This window comes from Streptomyces sp. CC0208, from assembly GCF_003443735.1.
GTDB classification, from domain to species: Bacteria; Actinomycetota; Actinomycetes; order Streptomycetales; family Streptomycetaceae; genus Streptomyces; species Streptomyces sviceus.
This window is the reverse complement of sequence record NZ_CP031969.1, coordinates 7,863,712-7,879,062: the sequence shown is the minus strand read 5'-3', so window position 1 is coordinate 7,879,062 and position 15,351 is coordinate 7,863,712. Positions and strand designations below refer to the sequence as shown.

The following is a 15,351-nucleotide window of genomic DNA, read 5'->3' as shown; positions in this document are numbered from 1 at the left end:
TCGAGCGGAGCGCGCCGTTCTCTAGCCGTGCCGCTCCCGTACGGCCCGTGGCGAGGCCCCCAGCTCCTTGCGGCAGGTCTTGTTGAAGGCCTGGAGATCGGGGATGCCGACGGTCGCCGCGATCGCCGGGATGGCCAGCGTCGAGGCGATGAGCAGGTGCCGCGCGCGTTCCATGCGACGGCGCCGGATGTAGGCGACGACGGTGTGTCCGGTGTCCTCGCGGAACAGCCGGGTCAGGTGGGTGTGCGAGACCCCGGCGGCACGGGCGATGCCGGGCACGGTCAGGGGGCCGGCCAGGTGCTCCTCGATGTGCGCGATCGCCGTCCGCAGCGCGGGGTGCCGGGCCCGGTCCTCACCGGTGCCGGCCAGGCCGGTCGTGCGCCACAGCACCGTCCACAGCTCGGCGGAGGCCCGGGCCGGGGACTGCGTGCTCGCCGCGACCGTCTGCCGCAGCAGCCCGGTCAGTACGGCCGCGTCCGCGCCGGCGTCCTGCATCACCGGGACCCGGCGCCGCTCGCCCCCGCCCGGCAGCCTGAAGTGGGCGTACAGGTGCTCGCAGCGCGTGGCGTCGTAGTGGAAGTGCACCTCGGTGTCGGGCGGGACGAGGCTCACATGGCCGGGGCGGATCGGGTGCCGGGAGCCGCCGAGCTCCAGGGCGCCCGAGTAGCCGTAGAGATGGAGCTGCCACAGGCGCGGGAGGCGGAACACGTCGTGGGGGCCCGCGGAGCCGTGTACGCCGATGCCCGCGTTCTCCACGTGCGGGGGCAGGTCGAGGGCCAGGTCGACGTGGCGGGTCATGGTGGAAAATTACCAGTGGTCGTCGATTACAGCCCACGACCATCCGGGCGGCTGTTCCTACGGTTGCCGTATGTCAACCACACGACAGCTGCTGAACTCCACCCAGGTGGCGCGGTTCGTGGCCCACGGCTTTCTGCGCCTGGACGGCATCGTGCCCCCGGAGATGAACGAGGAGGCACTCGCGGTCTTCACCGCCGGGCTGCCCTCCGTGCCGTACGGCACTCCCGTGCCGAAGGCGTTCCCCGAGGGTTCCTTCGCCCGCCGGCTCGTCGAACTGCCCGCCGTCGCGGGGGCGTTGGAGAGTCTGGTGGGCCCGGATCCGACCGTCGACCACCATTACGTGCACATCCGTGAGCCGCGCGAGGGCAGCGCGCAGCCGCTGCACGGGGACGCCGTCATCGATCTGCGGCCCGACGCGTTCGACGTCCAGCTCATGTACTACCCGCAGGAGGTCACCGCCGAGATGGGTGGCACGCTCATCGTGCCCGGCAGCCATCTGCGCCGCACCAACGAGTCCGACACCGGCCGCTACCAGAACCTGCGCGGCCAGACCCGGCTGACCTGCCCGGCCGGCACGGTCGTGCTGCTGCACCACGGGATCTGGCACGGCGGGCGGCGCAACGACAGCGACATCGTCCGCCACATGTACAAGATCCGCTTCAATCCGACCGTGCCCCAGGTGCGGCTGTGGGACACGGCGGACCTGGACGCGCCCGCCGTCCGGGAGGAGCTGGGGCGCGGTTTCCCCTGGTACGAGCAGGCCACCGGTCGACTGGAGATCCTCAACCGGATCAGGCTGTGGCGGGCCCTGTCCGGTGATCCCGCGTTCGACATCGAGTACTGGGCCACCCGTATCGCCAACCGGCCCGCCGCACGAAGGAGCCAGGCGTGACCATGTCCACCACCGTGCGCCAGCAGGTTCTCGTCCTGTACCTGGACACCTCCGCGCTCGACTCGCGGGTCGTCGGCTGGGCCCGCTACGACGGCACGGGCGCCACCCGTCCCACGACCGGGGACAGCGACGAGCCGCCGTACGAGACGGGTGTCGCCGCCCTGGAGGACGGCTGGCGGCTCTTCCAGGCCGCGCAGCTCGTCCCGCCCTATCCGGGGACGGAGCACGAGACGTCGTTCCTCAAGCACGAGTTCTTCTTCGAGAAGCTGGTGAGCGGCGGATGAGACACAGCTCATAGCCGTGACACCTCGGAATGTGGTCCAATACGCCATAAGTATGACGAATCGGACTCCGGATCTTCGAGGAATCACACCAGATGACCCACCCCCGCTCGTCCGCGCGATCCGCCCCCTTCCTGTCCTCGGGGACGCTGCGGGAGCTGTCGGAGGCGGCCCGGGCGGCGGGGACGGGGCAGGTACTGGACGAGTTGTGGACGGCCCGCCGGTTCCTGGACGGGACACCGGCGGCCGTCGCGGTCCTGGACGCCGACCTGCGCTATCTGTACCTCAACGACACCCTGGCCGAGTTCAACGGGCTGCCCGTCGACGAGCACCTCGGCCGCCCCATGCCGGAGGTGATCCCCGGCTCCGGGCCCTCGGCGGAGGTGGCCCGCGAAGTACTCCGTACCGGACGGCCGCAGACGGTCGTGTTCGACGGCCGGGTGCCCGACCCCACGGTGGACGTGCCGCGCTGGTGGCTCGGCGCCTTCCACCGGCTCGACGGTGAGGACGGCGAGATCCTCGGGGTCGCCGCGGTCGTCATGGAGATCACCGAGGGCATCCGGCAGCGCGAGTCGCTCAGTCGGGCCCGGGAGCGTCTGGAGCTGCTGGAGGAGACCGCCGCCCGGGTCGGCGGCACGCTCGACGCGGCGGAGGCCTGCCGGGCCCTGACCGACCTGCTGGTGCCGCGGTTCGCCGACTACGCCGCCGTGGACGTGCTCGACCCCGAGGGCACGCGCAGAGCCCCTGCCACCCCCGTCCCGGTGCGGCTGCGGCGCATGGCGGTGGCCGCCGCTCCCGGTCTGCCCGAGCCGCTCACCCCGGCGACCAGAAGCGGCGAGGTGATCTTCCACCAGGCCAGTTCGTCGATGTCCCAGGTGCTGACCGCACACAAGCCCGTGGTGCTCAACCGGCCCGACGACGACACCCTGCGCATGTTCGCCCCCACCCGGCAGCGGCTGGAGCGCTACCGCGCCCTGGAACTGCACTCCGTGGCCTGTCTGCCCCTCATGGTCGGCGGCGAGCCCGTCGGGGCGGTCATGCTCGGCCGCAGGGCGCACTCCCCCGAGTTCACGCCGGACGACGTCGAACTGCTGGAGCTGCTGACCGCGCGGGCCGCGACCGGCATCGGGCACGCCCTGCGCTACACCCACGAGCACGAGACCGCGCTGGAGATGCAGCGCGCCTTCCTGGCCACCCCGCACATACCGGGCCCTGGCGTGGAGATCGCCAGCCGTTATCTGCCCGCCGGGCGGGGCGCCGAGGTGGGCGGCGACTGGTTCGACGCCGTGGCGCTGCCCTCCGGACGCACCCTGCTCGTGGTCGGGGACGTCATGGGGCACGGGGTGCGGGCCGCCGCGGCCATGAGCGAGTACCGTTCGCTGCTGCGCGCGCTGGCCCTGCAGGGGCTCGCCCCCGACCGGTTGCTCACCGAGGCGGACCGCACCGCCCACGCGCTCGACCTGGACCGTGTCGCCACCTGTGTGCTGGCCCTCCTGGACCCCGCCGCCGGACACGCAGTCCTGGCCACCGCCGGCCATGTCCCGCCCCTGCTGGTCCGGCCCGGCGCCCTCCCCGAGCTCGCGGACCTGCCGGTCGGCCCTCCCCTGGGCACGGGGTCCGGCGGATACGAGAGCCGGCACTGTCCGATGCCGGCGGGCACCCTGCTGCTGGCCTACACCGACGGGCTCGTGGAGCGGCGCGGCGAGGACATCGACACGAGCCTCGCCGCACTGGCCGGCACGCCCATCGCGGCCGGGCATCCCCTGCCGGACATCCTGAACACCGTCCTCGACCGGCTGGCCCCCGCCAAGTCCGAGGACGACGTCACGCTCCTGGCGGCCCGCACCCTGTAAAGACCCAGGAAGCGCGGAGTCCGCTCCAGGCGTCATCTTCCGCCCCTGGAAGGCCAGTTGTGGCCCCGCAGGCGGTCCTCTCGGTATGGCGATCGGTCAACGGGAGGCAGTCCCGAAGACCCCCGCGCCCGGCCCGCCGCTCCGCGCATACGGTCCCGGAATCCGGCGGACGGGCCCGAGCACGGGTCCGCCGCGACCCACAGGCACAAGGGGAGGCACCGTGGCGAGTGTGGAAGTGTCGCTGAAGGAGATGATGGCCGGGACCGAAGGGGCGGTGGCGGCCGCGGTCGTCGACTACACCAGCGGAATGGCGCTGGGCACCCTGGGCGGCGGCAAGGACCTGGACCCGACGGTCGCGGCGGCCGGCAACACCGACGTCATCCGCGCCAAGGTCCGCACCATGGAACAGCTGGGGCTCAAGAGCGCCATCGAGGACATCCTGATCACGCTCGAGAACCAGTACCACCTCATCCGCCTGGTGACCGGCCGCACCGGCAACGGGCTGTTCCTCTACCTGGTCCTCGACAAGTCCCGCTCGAACCTGGCGATGGCCCGGCACCAACTCAAGCGCGTGGAGGAGCAGTTGGAGATCTAGCGCGGCTTCTGGCCGGGACGCCGTGCGCCCACGATGTGAAGACTTCTTCAAGTCACCACATCCACATGAGCCCAATCCGTGGCCGCCCGGCGTCCCTGCCCAGCAGGATCGGCACCGACGACCCCGTACCGTCCGGCAGGGAGCGAGCGCCGCCCATGCACGTCCCCCTCTACCAGGCCAAGGCGGACTTCTTCCGCATGCTCGGCCACCCCGTGCGCATCCGCGTCCTGGAACTGCTCCAGCACGGGCCCGTGCCGGTCCGCGACCTGCTCGCCGACATCGACATCGAGCCCTCCAGCCTCTCCCAGCAGCTGGCCGTGCTGCGGCGCTCGGGCATCGTCGTGTCCACCCGCGAGGGCTCCACGGTGAGTTACGCCCTCGCCGGCGGGGACGTCGCCGAACTCCTGCGCGCCGCCCGCCGCATCCTCACGGAACTGCTGGCGGGCCAGAACCAGCTCCTGAGCCAGCTCCAGGAGGCCGACACCACCGAGACGGAAACTCCCGCGACGGGAAGACTCCTCACCGATCGGGGCAGCCCTCGTCCGACCCCCTGACCCGCCGTCCGGCACCGTCGGCCACCTCCGCGGTGACCGCGTCGACCGACGGGCGCGTGAGGCGGTACGCGGCGGCGGCCGTGCAGATCATCTGCCGCACCCCGGTGTCGCTCAACGTGTCCATGCCCGGAGGGAGTTCGATCGTCATCGTGCTCCCCTCGACGGTCACCGTCGGGGCGTCCGACGAGGGCTCGCCGGGCGCTTCGGCGGTGGCCGTGGGGAGGGCGGCGGAGGTCGGCAGGCCCGGTACGTCGGTGAGCAGGCCGCCCAGGCGCCCCTCCCCCTCCAGCGGGCCGGCCATCAGCAGCCGCAGCGCCGCCTCGGGATCACCGGGCAGCTCGGTCGTGCGGGGCACCGCGGCGAGGGCGCCGTTCTTCTCGACGAAGTAGACCGGCGTCTGCGGGAGGGTCCCGCTCGCGGGGCCGCCGGCCTGCACCACCCCGGTCGCGGGGATCCCGCAGGAGGTGAGCGCGAGGAGCGCCAGCAGCGGCACGCGGCGCAGGGCCTTCATGACGGGTTCTCCTCGGGGGACTCGTCCCGCCGCAGCGGAAGTTCTACGGTGAAGACGGCGCCGCCCGCCGGGTGGTTGGCCGCGTGGACGGTGCCGCCGTGGATGCGGACGTTCTCGGCGGTGATGGCGAGACCCAGGCCGCTGCCCTCGGAGCGGATCCGGGCGGTGTCCGACTTGTAGAACCGCTCGAAGACATGGGGCAGGACGTGGGCCGGGATGCCGGGTCCGCTGTCCCGCACCTCGATGACGGCCACCGCGTCACCTGCGCTCAGGCGTACCCGCACCGGACGGCCGCCGTGCTTGAGCGCGTTGCCGACCAGGTTGGCGACGACCACGTCGAGGCGGCGCGGGTCGACGCTGCCGCGGACCGCGTCCGGTGGCGGCAGGTCGGTCTCCACCGTGTCGGTCCAGCCGCGGGAGGCGAGGGTGCGGCGGATCGACTCGGCGAGGTCGATCTCGTCCAGGTGCAGCACCGCCGCGCCCGCGTCGAAGCGGGAGATCTCCATCAGGTCGTCGACGAGACGGGCGAGTTTGACGGTCTCCTCGCTGATGAGCCGGACCGCGGTGGCCGTGTCCGGGTCCAGTCGGGCGGCGTCCTCGTCGAGGACGTCGGTGACCGCGGACATGGCGGCGAGCGGGGTGCGCAGTTCGTGCGAGACGTCGGCGGCGAAACGGCGGGCCCGGGACTCCATCTCGCGCAACTCGGCGACCGACGCCTCCAGCGCGGCGGCCGTCTCGTTGAACGTGTGGGACAGGTCGGCGAGTTCGTCCGAGCCGTTGACCGCGAGCCGGGTGTCCAGGCGCCCTTCGGCGATCCTGCGGGTGGCGAGCCGCAGTTTCCGCACCGGCACCAGCACCCCGCGGGCGGCGAGAAGCGCGAGCACCACAGCGAGCGCGAGGGCCGCCACCATGGCCCGTTCGACCGCGGTGACCAGGGCGTCGACGTACGCCTGTTCCGTGGTCTGCGGAACGACGAGGAACACCTGGACCCCGGTGACGGTGGCGGCGGTGTCCCGGCCGCCGAAGAGGATCGACATGCCGACGACGAGGGAGGTGCGGCCCTGGTCGCGCACCCGTTGGAAGACGGTGGCCCGGCTGGATCCGACGGCCTCCCGCAGGGCGGGGGTCACCTCGGTGAAGGGGTCTCCCGGTGTGGAGGCGCCCCTGAGGTCCCCGTAGGTCACCAGCACCCGCCAGCTGCCCTGGGACTCGGTGGCGGCCGTGTCCTGCGCGAACTTCCGCAGCGCCGATTCGTCGGGGGGCAGGGCGAGTTCGGCGGCGTGCTGGTTGAGCTGGGCCCGCAGTTGTCTGATGGTGGCGTCCTGGCTCTGCTGGAGCACTCCGGTGCGCGCCTCCCGGAAGGTGAGGGCCCCGGTCGTGATGGCCGCGACGGCGGCGACGAGCCCGAAGGCCACCACCAGCCGGGCCCGCAGGCCTCGCAGCCGGCGTCTCCTCACGGCGCCGAGAAGCGGTAGCCGAAACCGCGCACGGTGTGGATGTAGCGGGGTGCGCGCGGCGGCTCGGACATCTTGGTGCGCAGCCGCTTGACGCAGGCGTCCACCAGGCGGGCGTCACCGTGGTAGTCGTGCTCCCAGACCGCCTCCAGGAGTTGCTGGCGGCTGAACACCTGGCCCGGCGAGGCGGAGAGGGTGAGCAGGAGCCGCAGCTCGGAGGGGGCGAGGGCGATCGGCTCGCCGTTCAGCGCGACGGTCAGGCCGGCCCGGTCGACGGCCAGATCGCCGTAGGTGTCGATCTTCGGCAGCCCCTCGGCGCCGGGCGTGCCCCCCGCCGCCCTGCGCAGGACGGCGCGTATGCGGGCGTCGAGCACCCGGGCCAGGACGGGTTTGACGACGTAGTCGTCGGCGCCCGCCTCCAGACCGACGACGATGTCCACTTCCTCGCCCCGTGCCGTCGCCATGATGATCGGCAGGGTCTGGTCGACGGCCCGTATGCCCCGGCACACCTCCAGGCCGGTCATGCCGGGCAGCATCAGATCGAGGACAACGATGTCCGGCCGGAAGGCCCGCAGCCGGTCCATCCCCTCCTCGCCGGTCGCGGTGGCGTCGACGTCGTGGTTCTGGCGGCGCAGGGCCAGGGCGACGCCCTCCCGCACGGCGGGGTCGTCCTCGATCAGCAGTACACGTGACATGCGCACAGTATCCACACGACCATGACCGCTAGGAGGGTTATCGGTTCGTTACCTGCCGGGCCAGGTCCGATCACATGGCGATCACATCGTGAACCACCGTGACAGCGCACAAACGAAACCCCGCCGGCCGCCGTCGCCGGAAGCGCTCCGAGCGGAGCGTGAAGCACCAACTGGTGGGCGGACTGGCCGCGTTGGCGGCCTTCGCGGCCGTCGGTGGCGCGGTGGTGGCGTGGCTGCCGTCCGACTCGGCACGAACGTCCGCGGCGCTCAAGCCCGTTGAGAGTCCGAAGCCCCAAGAGACCACCGGGTCACCGGAACCGGAAGAGTCCGGCGCGCCTCCCAGCCCCTCCACGACTCCCCTCCCCCAGAGCGGTCCGGGGACCTTCGTCACCGCGCCCGGCGGGAGCGGACGGGTCGGCAAGGGCACGCCGCTGCGCTACCGGGTCGAGGTGGAGAAGGGCATCACGATCTCCCCCGAGGACGTCGCCGCACAGGTGGAGCGGACCCTGGCCGACCCGCGCGGCTGGACGGCCGACGGCCACTCGGCGTTCCAGCGGGTGTCCGGCGGCCCGACCGACTTCGTGGTCCGCCTCGCCACCCCGGCGACCGTCGACCGGATCTGCGCCGAGGGCGGCCTCGACACCGGTGGCAAGGTCAACTGCAGCGTGAACCAGAACGTGATGGTCAACCTCAGGCGCTGGGTCCTGGCCACCGAGTTCTACCGCAGGGACATCGTCGGATACCGCTCGCTGATCATCAACCACGAGGTGGGCCACTTCCTCGGCCACGGGCATGTGACCTGCCCGGGCAAGGGGCAGCCGGCCCCCGCGATGATGCAGCAGATCAAGGGCCTGCTCGGCTGCGTCCCCAATGTCTGGCCGTACGACAGCGACGGCCGCCCCGTCACGGGTCCCTCCGCCCCGTGACGCATTGATCCCCCAACTGTCAGGAGTTCAGATGGAGTTACGCGCAGGCCACAGACATGCGGCCATGGCCGCGGGGGTGGCTTCCGTCGCCCTGGTCCTCGCCGGGCTGCCGGCCGGTGCGGGAGCCGTGGACACCGGGGGCGGTCGTACGGCCGCCGCGGTACGGACGGTCACGCTGGTCACCGGCGACCGGGTCCTGGTCGGCGACAAGGGCCAGGTCGCCGGAGTGGAGCGGGCACCAGGCCGAAAGGACGTGCCGTTCTCGATCCGGGAGGTCGCCGGACACACCCGGGTCGTTCCCGGCGACGCCGAACTACTGCTCGCGCAGGGCACGTTGGACGCGAGGCTGTTCGACGTGACCCAGCTGCTCAAGGACGGCTACGACGACGCGGGCCGGTCCGACGTACCGCTGATCGTCACGTTCAAGGGCAAGAAGGCGCCCTCGATGAGCCCGTTCACCGAGGCCGGAGCCCGGATGGGCCGTACGTTGCCGGTGGTCAACGGCAAGTCGATGCGTTCCGCCAAGAAGCGGACGGCCGACTTCTGGGACGCTGTCACCGCCGACAAGTCCGGGGCTGTCGAGAAGGTCTGGCTGGACGGCCGGCGCAAGGCCTCGCTCGACAAGAGCGTCCCGCAGATCGGCGCACCTGCCGCTTGGGCCGCCGGATACGACGGCACCGGGGTGAAGGTCGCCGTCCTGGACACCGGGATCGACACCTCCCACCCCGATCTCGCGCACCAGGTCGTCGAGGAGAAGGACTTCTCGGGCTCGGACGGTACCGGCGACAAGTTCGGACACGGTACGCACGTGGCGTCCACCGTGGCCGGCACCGGCGCCAAGTCCGGGGGCAGGTACAAGGGGGTCGCGCCGGGCGCGAAGATCCTCAACGGCAAGGTCCTGGACGACACCGGCTTCGGCTCGGACTCCGGGATCATCGCCGGCATGGAGTGGGCGGTGGCCCAGAAGGCGGACGTCGTCAACCTCAGCCTCGGCGGCACCGATCTGCCGGGCACCGACCCGATGGAGGAGGCCGTGGACCGGCTCTCCGCCGAATCCGACACGCTCTTCGTCGTGGCGGCGGGCAACGAGGGCGAGTTCGGCGAGGGCACGGTCGGCTCGCCCGGCAGCGCGGACGCCGCGCTCACCGTCGGCGCGGTCGACAAGTCCGACGCGCTCGCCGCCTTCTCCAGCCGCGGCCCGCGAGTCGGGGACAGCGGCGTCAAGCCGGACCTGACCGCGCCCGGTGTCGAGATCACGGCAGCGGCGGCGGCCGGCAGCCTCATCGAGAAGGAATACCCCTCCGGCGTCCCTGGCTACGCGACCCTCGACGGTACGTCCATGGCAACCCCGCATGTCGCGGGCGCCGCCGCCCTCCTCGCCCAGCAGCATCCAGACTGGAGCGGCGAGCGTCTCAAGGCGGTCCTCACCGGCTCCGCGAAGCCGGGGACATACAGCTCCTTCCAGCAGGGCACCGGCCGTACCGATCTGGTCCGGGCGCTGGACCAGAACGTCGTCACCGAGCAGGGACCGCTCGACTTCGGCGAGCAGCAGTGGCCGCACGACGACGACAAGCCGTCCACGAAGCAGCTCACCTACCGCAACCTCGGCACCGAGCCGGTCACCCTCGACCTGTCCGTCGACGCCTTCGCGGTGGACGGCAAGCCCGCCGCCGAGGGCATGTTCAGCGTGTCCCCGCGGCGGATCACCGTCCCGGCGGGCGGCACCACCAGCGCCGAGGTCACGGCGGACACCCGCGCGGGGAGCGCCGACGGCAGCTTCGGCGGTTCGGTGCAGGCCACGTCGTCCGACGGCAAGGTCCAGGCGCGGTCCGCGATAGGCGCGGCGCGCGAGGTGGAGTCGTACAGCCTGACGCTCAAGCACCTCGACGAGAACGGCCGGCCGACCGGGGACGCCGTCACCGCCGTCGCCGACTTCGACGGCGACTTCTACGCCGAGTACGCCGACGAGCAGGACGGCGAACTGACGGTGCGGCTGCCCAAGGGCGACTACATCCTCAGCGGGGTCATCCACCCGGAGACCTCGTCGCCCGGCCACGGCATTCTGGTGGAGCCGAGGTTCCGGCTGGACGGCGACAAGACCGTCACCGTGGACGCCCGGCAGGCGAAGCCGGTGGAGATCACCGTGCCGGACCCGGCGGCCGAGAACACCGACGCCACCGTCCTGATCGGCTTCGGGCGCGGCGAGGGCAAGCGGGACGGTTCGCTCCAGTACATGATGCCGAGTTTCGCGGGCTCGCGGTTCGGGCGGCTGGGCGGCGGGGAGCCGGTGGAGGGTCTCAACGCCCTGTACTCCGGTGGCTGGAGCGGCCGGGGCGCGGACGGCGACCGGGTCAACTACCACGCGGCCTGGTTCCGCGAGGGCAGCGTGGACGGTTTCACCGCCAAGGTCCGGCGGAAGCACTTGGCGAAGGTCGACCTCCAGGTGGGCGAGGCGGTCGACGGCCGCCGTGTCCAGGCCGAGGTGAGCCCGCACCTGCCCGACGGCGAACTGGTCTTCGGCTTCACCGACATGCGGGGCGACCTGCCGTTCAAGAGCACCGAGTACATCCTCGACAACGGGGTGAAGTGGTCCATGCGCACCTGGCAGGTCTCGGGCGACAGCCAGGACTCGGTCTTCGAGAACTTCCTCATGAGGATGCCGCGGATCTGGAAGGCCGGTCACACCTACCAGGAGCGCTTCAACGTCGGCGTCTTCGGCCCGGCACTGGCCGGCACCGGCCAGCTCGGACCGGCCAGGGGCTTCCCCGGCGTCGCTCGCACGGGGAACACCGTCAGGGCGTACGTCCCGCTGTTCGGCGACGGCGCCGGACACTGGGGCACCAGCAACACCACCGCGGTGACGTCCAGGCTGGAGGCGAACGGCAAGGAGATCGCCGACGACTACGGCATCCCTCCGACGGACGGGGTCACCGAGTACACGGTACCGGCCGAGGACACCGCGTACAGGCTGACCGTGGACAACTCCCGTGACCCGGCCGTGTATCCGGTCAGCACCCGGGTCCGCGCGGAGTGGACCTTCCGCTCGGCGAAGACCCCGGAGGACGAGTTCACCTCGCTTCCGCTGTCCACGGTCCGTTTCAGCCCCGACCTGACCCTCGCCGGCACGGCGAAGGCGGGCAAGCCCTTCGAGGTGCCCTTCACCGTCGAGGGCGCGGCCGCGGGGCAGCGCCCGGCGGAGCTCGCCTTCCAGGTGTCGTACGACGAAGGAAGGACCTGGCAGCCCGCCCGGTCCGTCGGCGGCACGCACCTGTCGCTCAAGCATCCGGCGACGGCGGGCTCCGTCTCCCTGCGCGCGGAGCTGACCGACCGGGCGGGCAACACCCTGACCCAGACGATCGAAAGGGCCTACCTGACCACCCTGTGAACCCCCATCCACGCACCTCTGCCCGGGACGGCCCCGCCGCTGTCCCGGGCAGAGGTGCGCCTGCGCCGGGGACAGCCGGTCAGCTTCCGCAGGCGCACCCTGCGGCGGCCTTGGCCTCCGCGGGACTCTGCGCGGTGTCGAGGGCCTGCTCCTCGGGTGTGCAGCAGGCGGTGGTGCCGCAGCAGGCGTCCGGGGAGGTGTCGGCCTTCGCCAGGGTGTCGGCGTCGGCCTTGACCACGTACACCTCCCACGGCTCCTTGCCCGGGCCGTGCACCCACACCTTGTCCTGCAGGGCGTAGCAGCACGAGGTGTCGTTCTCCTCGAACGTGGCCAGGCCCGCCTCCTTCAGCCGGGACGTGGCGGCACTGACGTCCTCGGTGCCGGCGACCTCGACACCGAGGTGGTCCAGGCGGGTCTCCTCGCCGCTCTCGCCCTCGATGAGGACCAGCTTCAGCGGGGGCTCGGTGACGGCGAAGTTGGCGTAGCCCTCGCGCCGCTTGGCGGGCTCGGTGCCGAAGAGCTTGGAGTAGAAGGCGATCGAGCCTTCCAGATCGGCGACGCGCAGGGCCAGCTGGACTCGGGACATGGCGGTCTCCCCTTCATGACGATGCTGTATCGACGGATGTCGATACAGTCGAGGTTGGCACCTGGATAGACAGGCGTCAACATAGAGGCATGTCGAAACAAGCTGATCTGCCGTTGCTCGGCCAGGACGAGGCATGTTGTGCCCCGATGGTGCGCGAGCCGCTGGGCGAAGCGGACGCGGCCGAGCTGTCGCGGATGTTCAAGGCGCTGTCGGACCCGATCCGGCTGCGACTGCTGTCCCTGATCGCCTCCCACGAGGGCGGCGAGGCGTGCGTGTGCGACCTGACCGACCCCTTCGACGTCTCCCAGCCGACCATCTCCCACCACCTGAAGGTGCTGCGCGAGGCCGGGCTGGTCGGCTCCGAACGGCGGGGGACCTGGGTGTACTACTGGGTGCTCCCCGAGGCGCTGGGCAGGTTGTCCGCCCTCCTCGAGACACCGGGCGTCCCCGCGAAGGCCTCGGCGTGAGCGCCTCGGTCCCTCTCGCGCGGCGGGCCGCTGCCGAGGCCGTCGGCACCGCGGCGCTGGTGGCGGTGGTGGTCGGCTCCGGGATCCAGGCGAGTGAGCTGACCCGCGACATCGGTGTGCAGCTGCTGGCCAACTCCCTGGCGACCGTGTTCGGCCTGGGCGTGCTCATCGCCCTGATCGGTCCGGTTTCCGGGGCGCACTTCAACCCCGTCGTGACCCTCGCCGCCTGGTTCACCGGCCGCCGCACGGCCGACGGTCCCGGCCCGCGGGAGGTGGCGGCGTACGTGCCCGCCCAGATCGCCGGGGCCATCGCCGGCGCGGTCCTGGCGGACGCCATGTTCGCCCGGCCCCTGGTGCACTGGTCGACGCACGACCGGTCCGCCGGACACCTGTGGCTGGGCGAAGTGGTCGCCACCGCGGGACTGGTCTGGCTGATCTTCGGGCTGGCGCGGGTCGGCCGGGCGCATCTGGGACCGGTGGCGGTCGCCTCCTACATCGGCGCCGCCTACTGGTTCACCTCCTCCACCAGCTTCGCCAATCCGGCCGTGACGATCGGCCGGGCCTTCACCGACACCTTCGCCGGCATCGCTCCCGTCTCCGTGGCACCCTTCCTCGCCGCGCAGCTCGCCGGCGCGGGCCTCGGTCTCGTCCTGGCCGCCGTCACCTTCGGCCGCCCCGCGCCCACGACGGGGGACGAGGTCGTCGTCCCGCACGGCGAGCGGCAACTCCCCTCCCCCGCCCGGCCCGCAGAAGAAAGCACCGTGTCCTCATGAGCTCTCCCGCCGCCCCCTCCGTGCTGTTCGTGTGCGTGCACAACGCCGGCCGGTCCCAGATGGCCGCCGCCTTCCTCACCCGTCTCGGCGGGGACGGCGTCCAGGTCCGCTCCGCCGGTTCCGCGCCCGCCGACGCGGTGAACCCCGCCGTGGTGGAGGCCATGAGGGAGACCGGCATCGACATCTCCGCCGAGACCCCGAAGGTCCTCACCGCCGACGCGGTCCAGTCCTCCGACGTGGTCATCACGATGGGCTGCGGGGACGCCTGCCCGTACTTCCCGGGCAAGCGGTACCTGGACTGGGCGTTGGACGACCCCGCCGGACAGGGCGTCCAGGCCGTCCGGCCGATCCGCGACGAGATCGAACGACGCGTTCGCGGCCTGCTCGCCGAACTCGGCATCGAGGAGACGCCGTGACGGGGCCCTCCACCGGGGAGGGCGCGGACCTGCATGCACGGGCAAAGCAAGAGCCACAATTGCCGCAAGCCGAACACCGGTTCATCGGCCGGAGGCCCTCTACCCGCACCTGGTGCGGCCGGGCACACTGAAGCGTCGGCCAGGCGGCGCGGGCTCGTCTCACCCTTCGCACAAGCACAGCGCGCCACAGCACGAAAGCACGGCACGGCCGGCGACCTCATGGACGTGCGCCCAATCCGACCTACCGCTCCGGGGGGCCTCAGTGAGCAGAGCACGCCGTACCGACATCAGACGTCCACGGCTGATCGCCGCGGTGGTGAGCCTGCTGGTGGTGACCGCTCTTTCCGTGTCCGACACCGCCGCGGCCGCGGCGCCCCCGGCCAGCTCCGCGCCCTCCACCACCTCGGTGTCCGGCGCGGCCTCGGTCGTGGCGTCCCTGGGAATCGCGGGGACGACCTGGACCGTCGACGGGCGCACCGGAAAGCTGCGGATCTCCGCGGACTCCACAGTCGCGGACCCGGACCTGTCCAGAATCCGGCAGGCCACCGGGCGCTTCCCGGGCGCCGCGACCGTCGAACGGCTCGACGGCCGGCTGCGCACTCTCGTGTCGGGCGGCGACGGCATCCACGCCTCCGCCTGGCGCTGTTCCGCGGGGGTCAACGTGCGCGGCGGCTCCACCTACTACTTCGTGACGGCCGGCCATTGCACCGAGGCCATGCCCACCTGGTACACGAGCTCCGCCCTGACCACCGAGATCGGCCCCACCACCGGCACCAGCTTCCCCGGCGACGACTTCGGTGTCGTCCGATACGCCAACCCGGCCGTACCGCATCCCGGCACCATCGGAACCGTAGACGTCACCGGAACCGCGACTGCCTACGTCGGCCAGAGCGTCTGCCGCCGGGGAGCGACCACCGGGGTCCGGTGCGGGACGGTCACCGCGCTGAACGCGACCGTCAACTACGGCGACGGAAGCACCGTCTCCGGGTTAATCCGGACCAACATCTGCGCCGAGCCGGGCGACAGCGGCGGCCCGCTCTACGCCGGCGACAAGGTCCTCGGAATCCTCTCCGGCGGCTCCGGCAACTGCGCCACGGGAGGAACCACCTACTACCAGCCGATCCAGGAAGCGCTGAACGCGTACGGGCTGTCCGTCTACTGACGG

The 15,351-nt window shown here is 71.9% G+C and carries 16 protein-coding genes; 11 read left to right on the top strand and 5 right to left on the bottom strand.

Going from position 1 to position 15,351, the window contains the following annotated elements; translation table 11 throughout:
- Positions 1–21: 21 nt before the first annotated feature.
- Positions 22–798, bottom strand: coding sequence for an AraC family transcriptional regulator (locus D1369_RS36220; RefSeq protein WP_118082847.1), 777 nt, complete (start codon positions 796–798; stop codon positions 22–24).
- 70 nt (positions 799–868) lie between these two features.
- Here D1369_RS36220 and D1369_RS36215 point away from each other — a divergent pair, with 70 nt between their 5' ends.
- The 5 genes from D1369_RS36215 to D1369_RS36195 all read left to right on the top strand — a co-directional run bounded on the left by D1369_RS36215 (position 869) and on the right by D1369_RS36195 (position 4,973).
- Positions 869–1,690, top strand: a complete 822-nt coding sequence (locus D1369_RS36215) for a phytanoyl-CoA dioxygenase family protein (RefSeq protein ID WP_007380258.1) — start codon at positions 869–871, stop codon at positions 1,688–1,690.
- Positions 1,691–1,692: 2 nt separating this feature from the next.
- Positions 1,693–1,974 carry a hypothetical protein gene (locus D1369_RS36210; RefSeq protein ID WP_202477309.1) on the top strand — a complete coding sequence of 94 codons (282 nt, stop codon included), beginning with the start codon at positions 1,693–1,695 and terminating at the stop codon, positions 1,972–1,974.
- A 92-nt stretch (positions 1,975–2,066) separates the two neighbouring features.
- Positions 2,067–3,824 carry a SpoIIE family protein phosphatase gene (locus D1369_RS36205; protein WP_118082846.1) on the top strand — a complete coding sequence of 586 codons (1,758 nt, stop codon included), beginning with the start codon at positions 2,067–2,069 and terminating at the stop codon, positions 3,822–3,824.
- A 220-nt stretch (positions 3,825–4,044) separates the two neighbouring features.
- A complete protein-coding gene (locus tag D1369_RS36200; protein ID WP_007380261.1) occupies positions 4,045–4,419 on the top strand; it encodes a hypothetical protein in 375 nt (124 codons plus the stop codon).
- Between the two features lie 155 nt (positions 4,420–4,574).
- Positions 4,575–4,973: a metalloregulator ArsR/SmtB family transcription factor gene (locus D1369_RS36195; protein ID WP_007380262.1), complete on the top strand. Its 399-nt coding sequence runs from the start codon at positions 4,575–4,577 to the stop codon at positions 4,971–4,973.
- Here D1369_RS36195 and D1369_RS36190 read toward each other — a convergent pair.
- Genes D1369_RS36190 through D1369_RS36180 form a run of 3 tightly spaced genes read right to left on the bottom strand, consistent with a single transcriptional unit; the run spans position 4,939 to position 7,633 of the window.
- Positions 4,939–5,484: a hypothetical protein gene (locus tag D1369_RS36190; protein ID WP_007380263.1), complete on the bottom strand. Its 546-nt coding sequence runs from the start codon at positions 5,482–5,484 to the stop codon at positions 4,939–4,941. The two genes, D1369_RS36195 and D1369_RS36190, sit on opposite strands and share 35 nt — an antisense overlap.
- Complete coding sequence (locus tag D1369_RS36185) at positions 5,481–6,941, bottom strand: HAMP domain-containing sensor histidine kinase (protein WP_240436117.1); 1,461 nt, start codon at positions 6,939–6,941, stop codon at positions 5,481–5,483. The genes D1369_RS36190 and D1369_RS36185 overlap by 4 nt, the downstream gene beginning before the upstream one ends.
- On the bottom strand, positions 6,938–7,633 hold the full coding sequence (locus tag D1369_RS36180) for a response regulator transcription factor (protein WP_007380265.1): 696 nt from the start codon (positions 7,631–7,633) through the stop codon (positions 6,938–6,940). The genes D1369_RS36185 and D1369_RS36180 overlap by 4 nt, the downstream gene beginning before the upstream one ends.
- 158 nt (positions 7,634–7,791) lie before the next feature.
- Here D1369_RS36180 and D1369_RS36175 point away from each other — a divergent pair, with 158 nt between their 5' ends.
- Both D1369_RS36175 and D1369_RS36170 read left to right on the top strand, forming a co-directional pair.
- Positions 7,792–8,559 (top strand): DUF3152 domain-containing protein, encoded by a 768-nt coding sequence (locus D1369_RS36175; protein ID WP_050789674.1) that lies wholly within the window; start codon positions 7,792–7,794, stop codon positions 8,557–8,559.
- A 31-nt stretch (positions 8,560–8,590) separates the two neighbouring features.
- Complete coding sequence (locus tag D1369_RS36170; protein ID WP_237557597.1) at positions 8,591–11,944, top strand: S8 family serine peptidase; 3,354 nt, start codon at positions 8,591–8,593, stop codon at positions 11,942–11,944.
- Between the two features lie 79 nt (positions 11,945–12,023).
- Here the strand turns inward: D1369_RS36170 and D1369_RS36165 are convergent, their stop codons facing one another.
- On the bottom strand, positions 12,024–12,530 hold the full coding sequence (locus D1369_RS36165; RefSeq protein WP_007380268.1) for an ArsI/CadI family heavy metal resistance metalloenzyme: 507 nt from the start codon (positions 12,528–12,530) through the stop codon (positions 12,024–12,026).
- 89 nt (positions 12,531–12,619) lie between these two features.
- Here D1369_RS36165 and D1369_RS36160 point away from each other — a divergent pair, with 89 nt between their 5' ends.
- The 4 genes from D1369_RS36160 (at position 12,620) to D1369_RS36145 (ending at position 15,348) form a co-directional block, all read left to right on the top strand.
- Complete coding sequence (locus D1369_RS36160) at positions 12,620–12,997, top strand: metalloregulator ArsR/SmtB family transcription factor (protein WP_007380269.1); 378 nt, start codon at positions 12,620–12,622, stop codon at positions 12,995–12,997.
- Positions 12,994–13,770, top strand: coding sequence for an aquaporin (locus D1369_RS36155; RefSeq protein WP_007380270.1), 777 nt, complete (start codon positions 12,994–12,996; stop codon positions 13,768–13,770). Before D1369_RS36160 ends, D1369_RS36155 begins: the two co-directional genes overlap by 4 nt.
- Complete coding sequence (locus D1369_RS36150) at positions 13,767–14,186, top strand: arsenate reductase ArsC (protein ID WP_007380271.1); 420 nt, start codon at positions 13,767–13,769, stop codon at positions 14,184–14,186. Before D1369_RS36155 ends, D1369_RS36150 begins: the two co-directional genes overlap by 4 nt.
- A gap of 262 nt (positions 14,187–14,448) precedes the next feature.
- Positions 14,449–15,348: a S1 family peptidase gene (locus tag D1369_RS36145; protein WP_007380272.1), complete on the top strand. Its 900-nt coding sequence runs from the start codon at positions 14,449–14,451 to the stop codon at positions 15,346–15,348.
- The last annotated feature ends 3 nt before the right edge of the window (positions 15,349–15,351 follow it).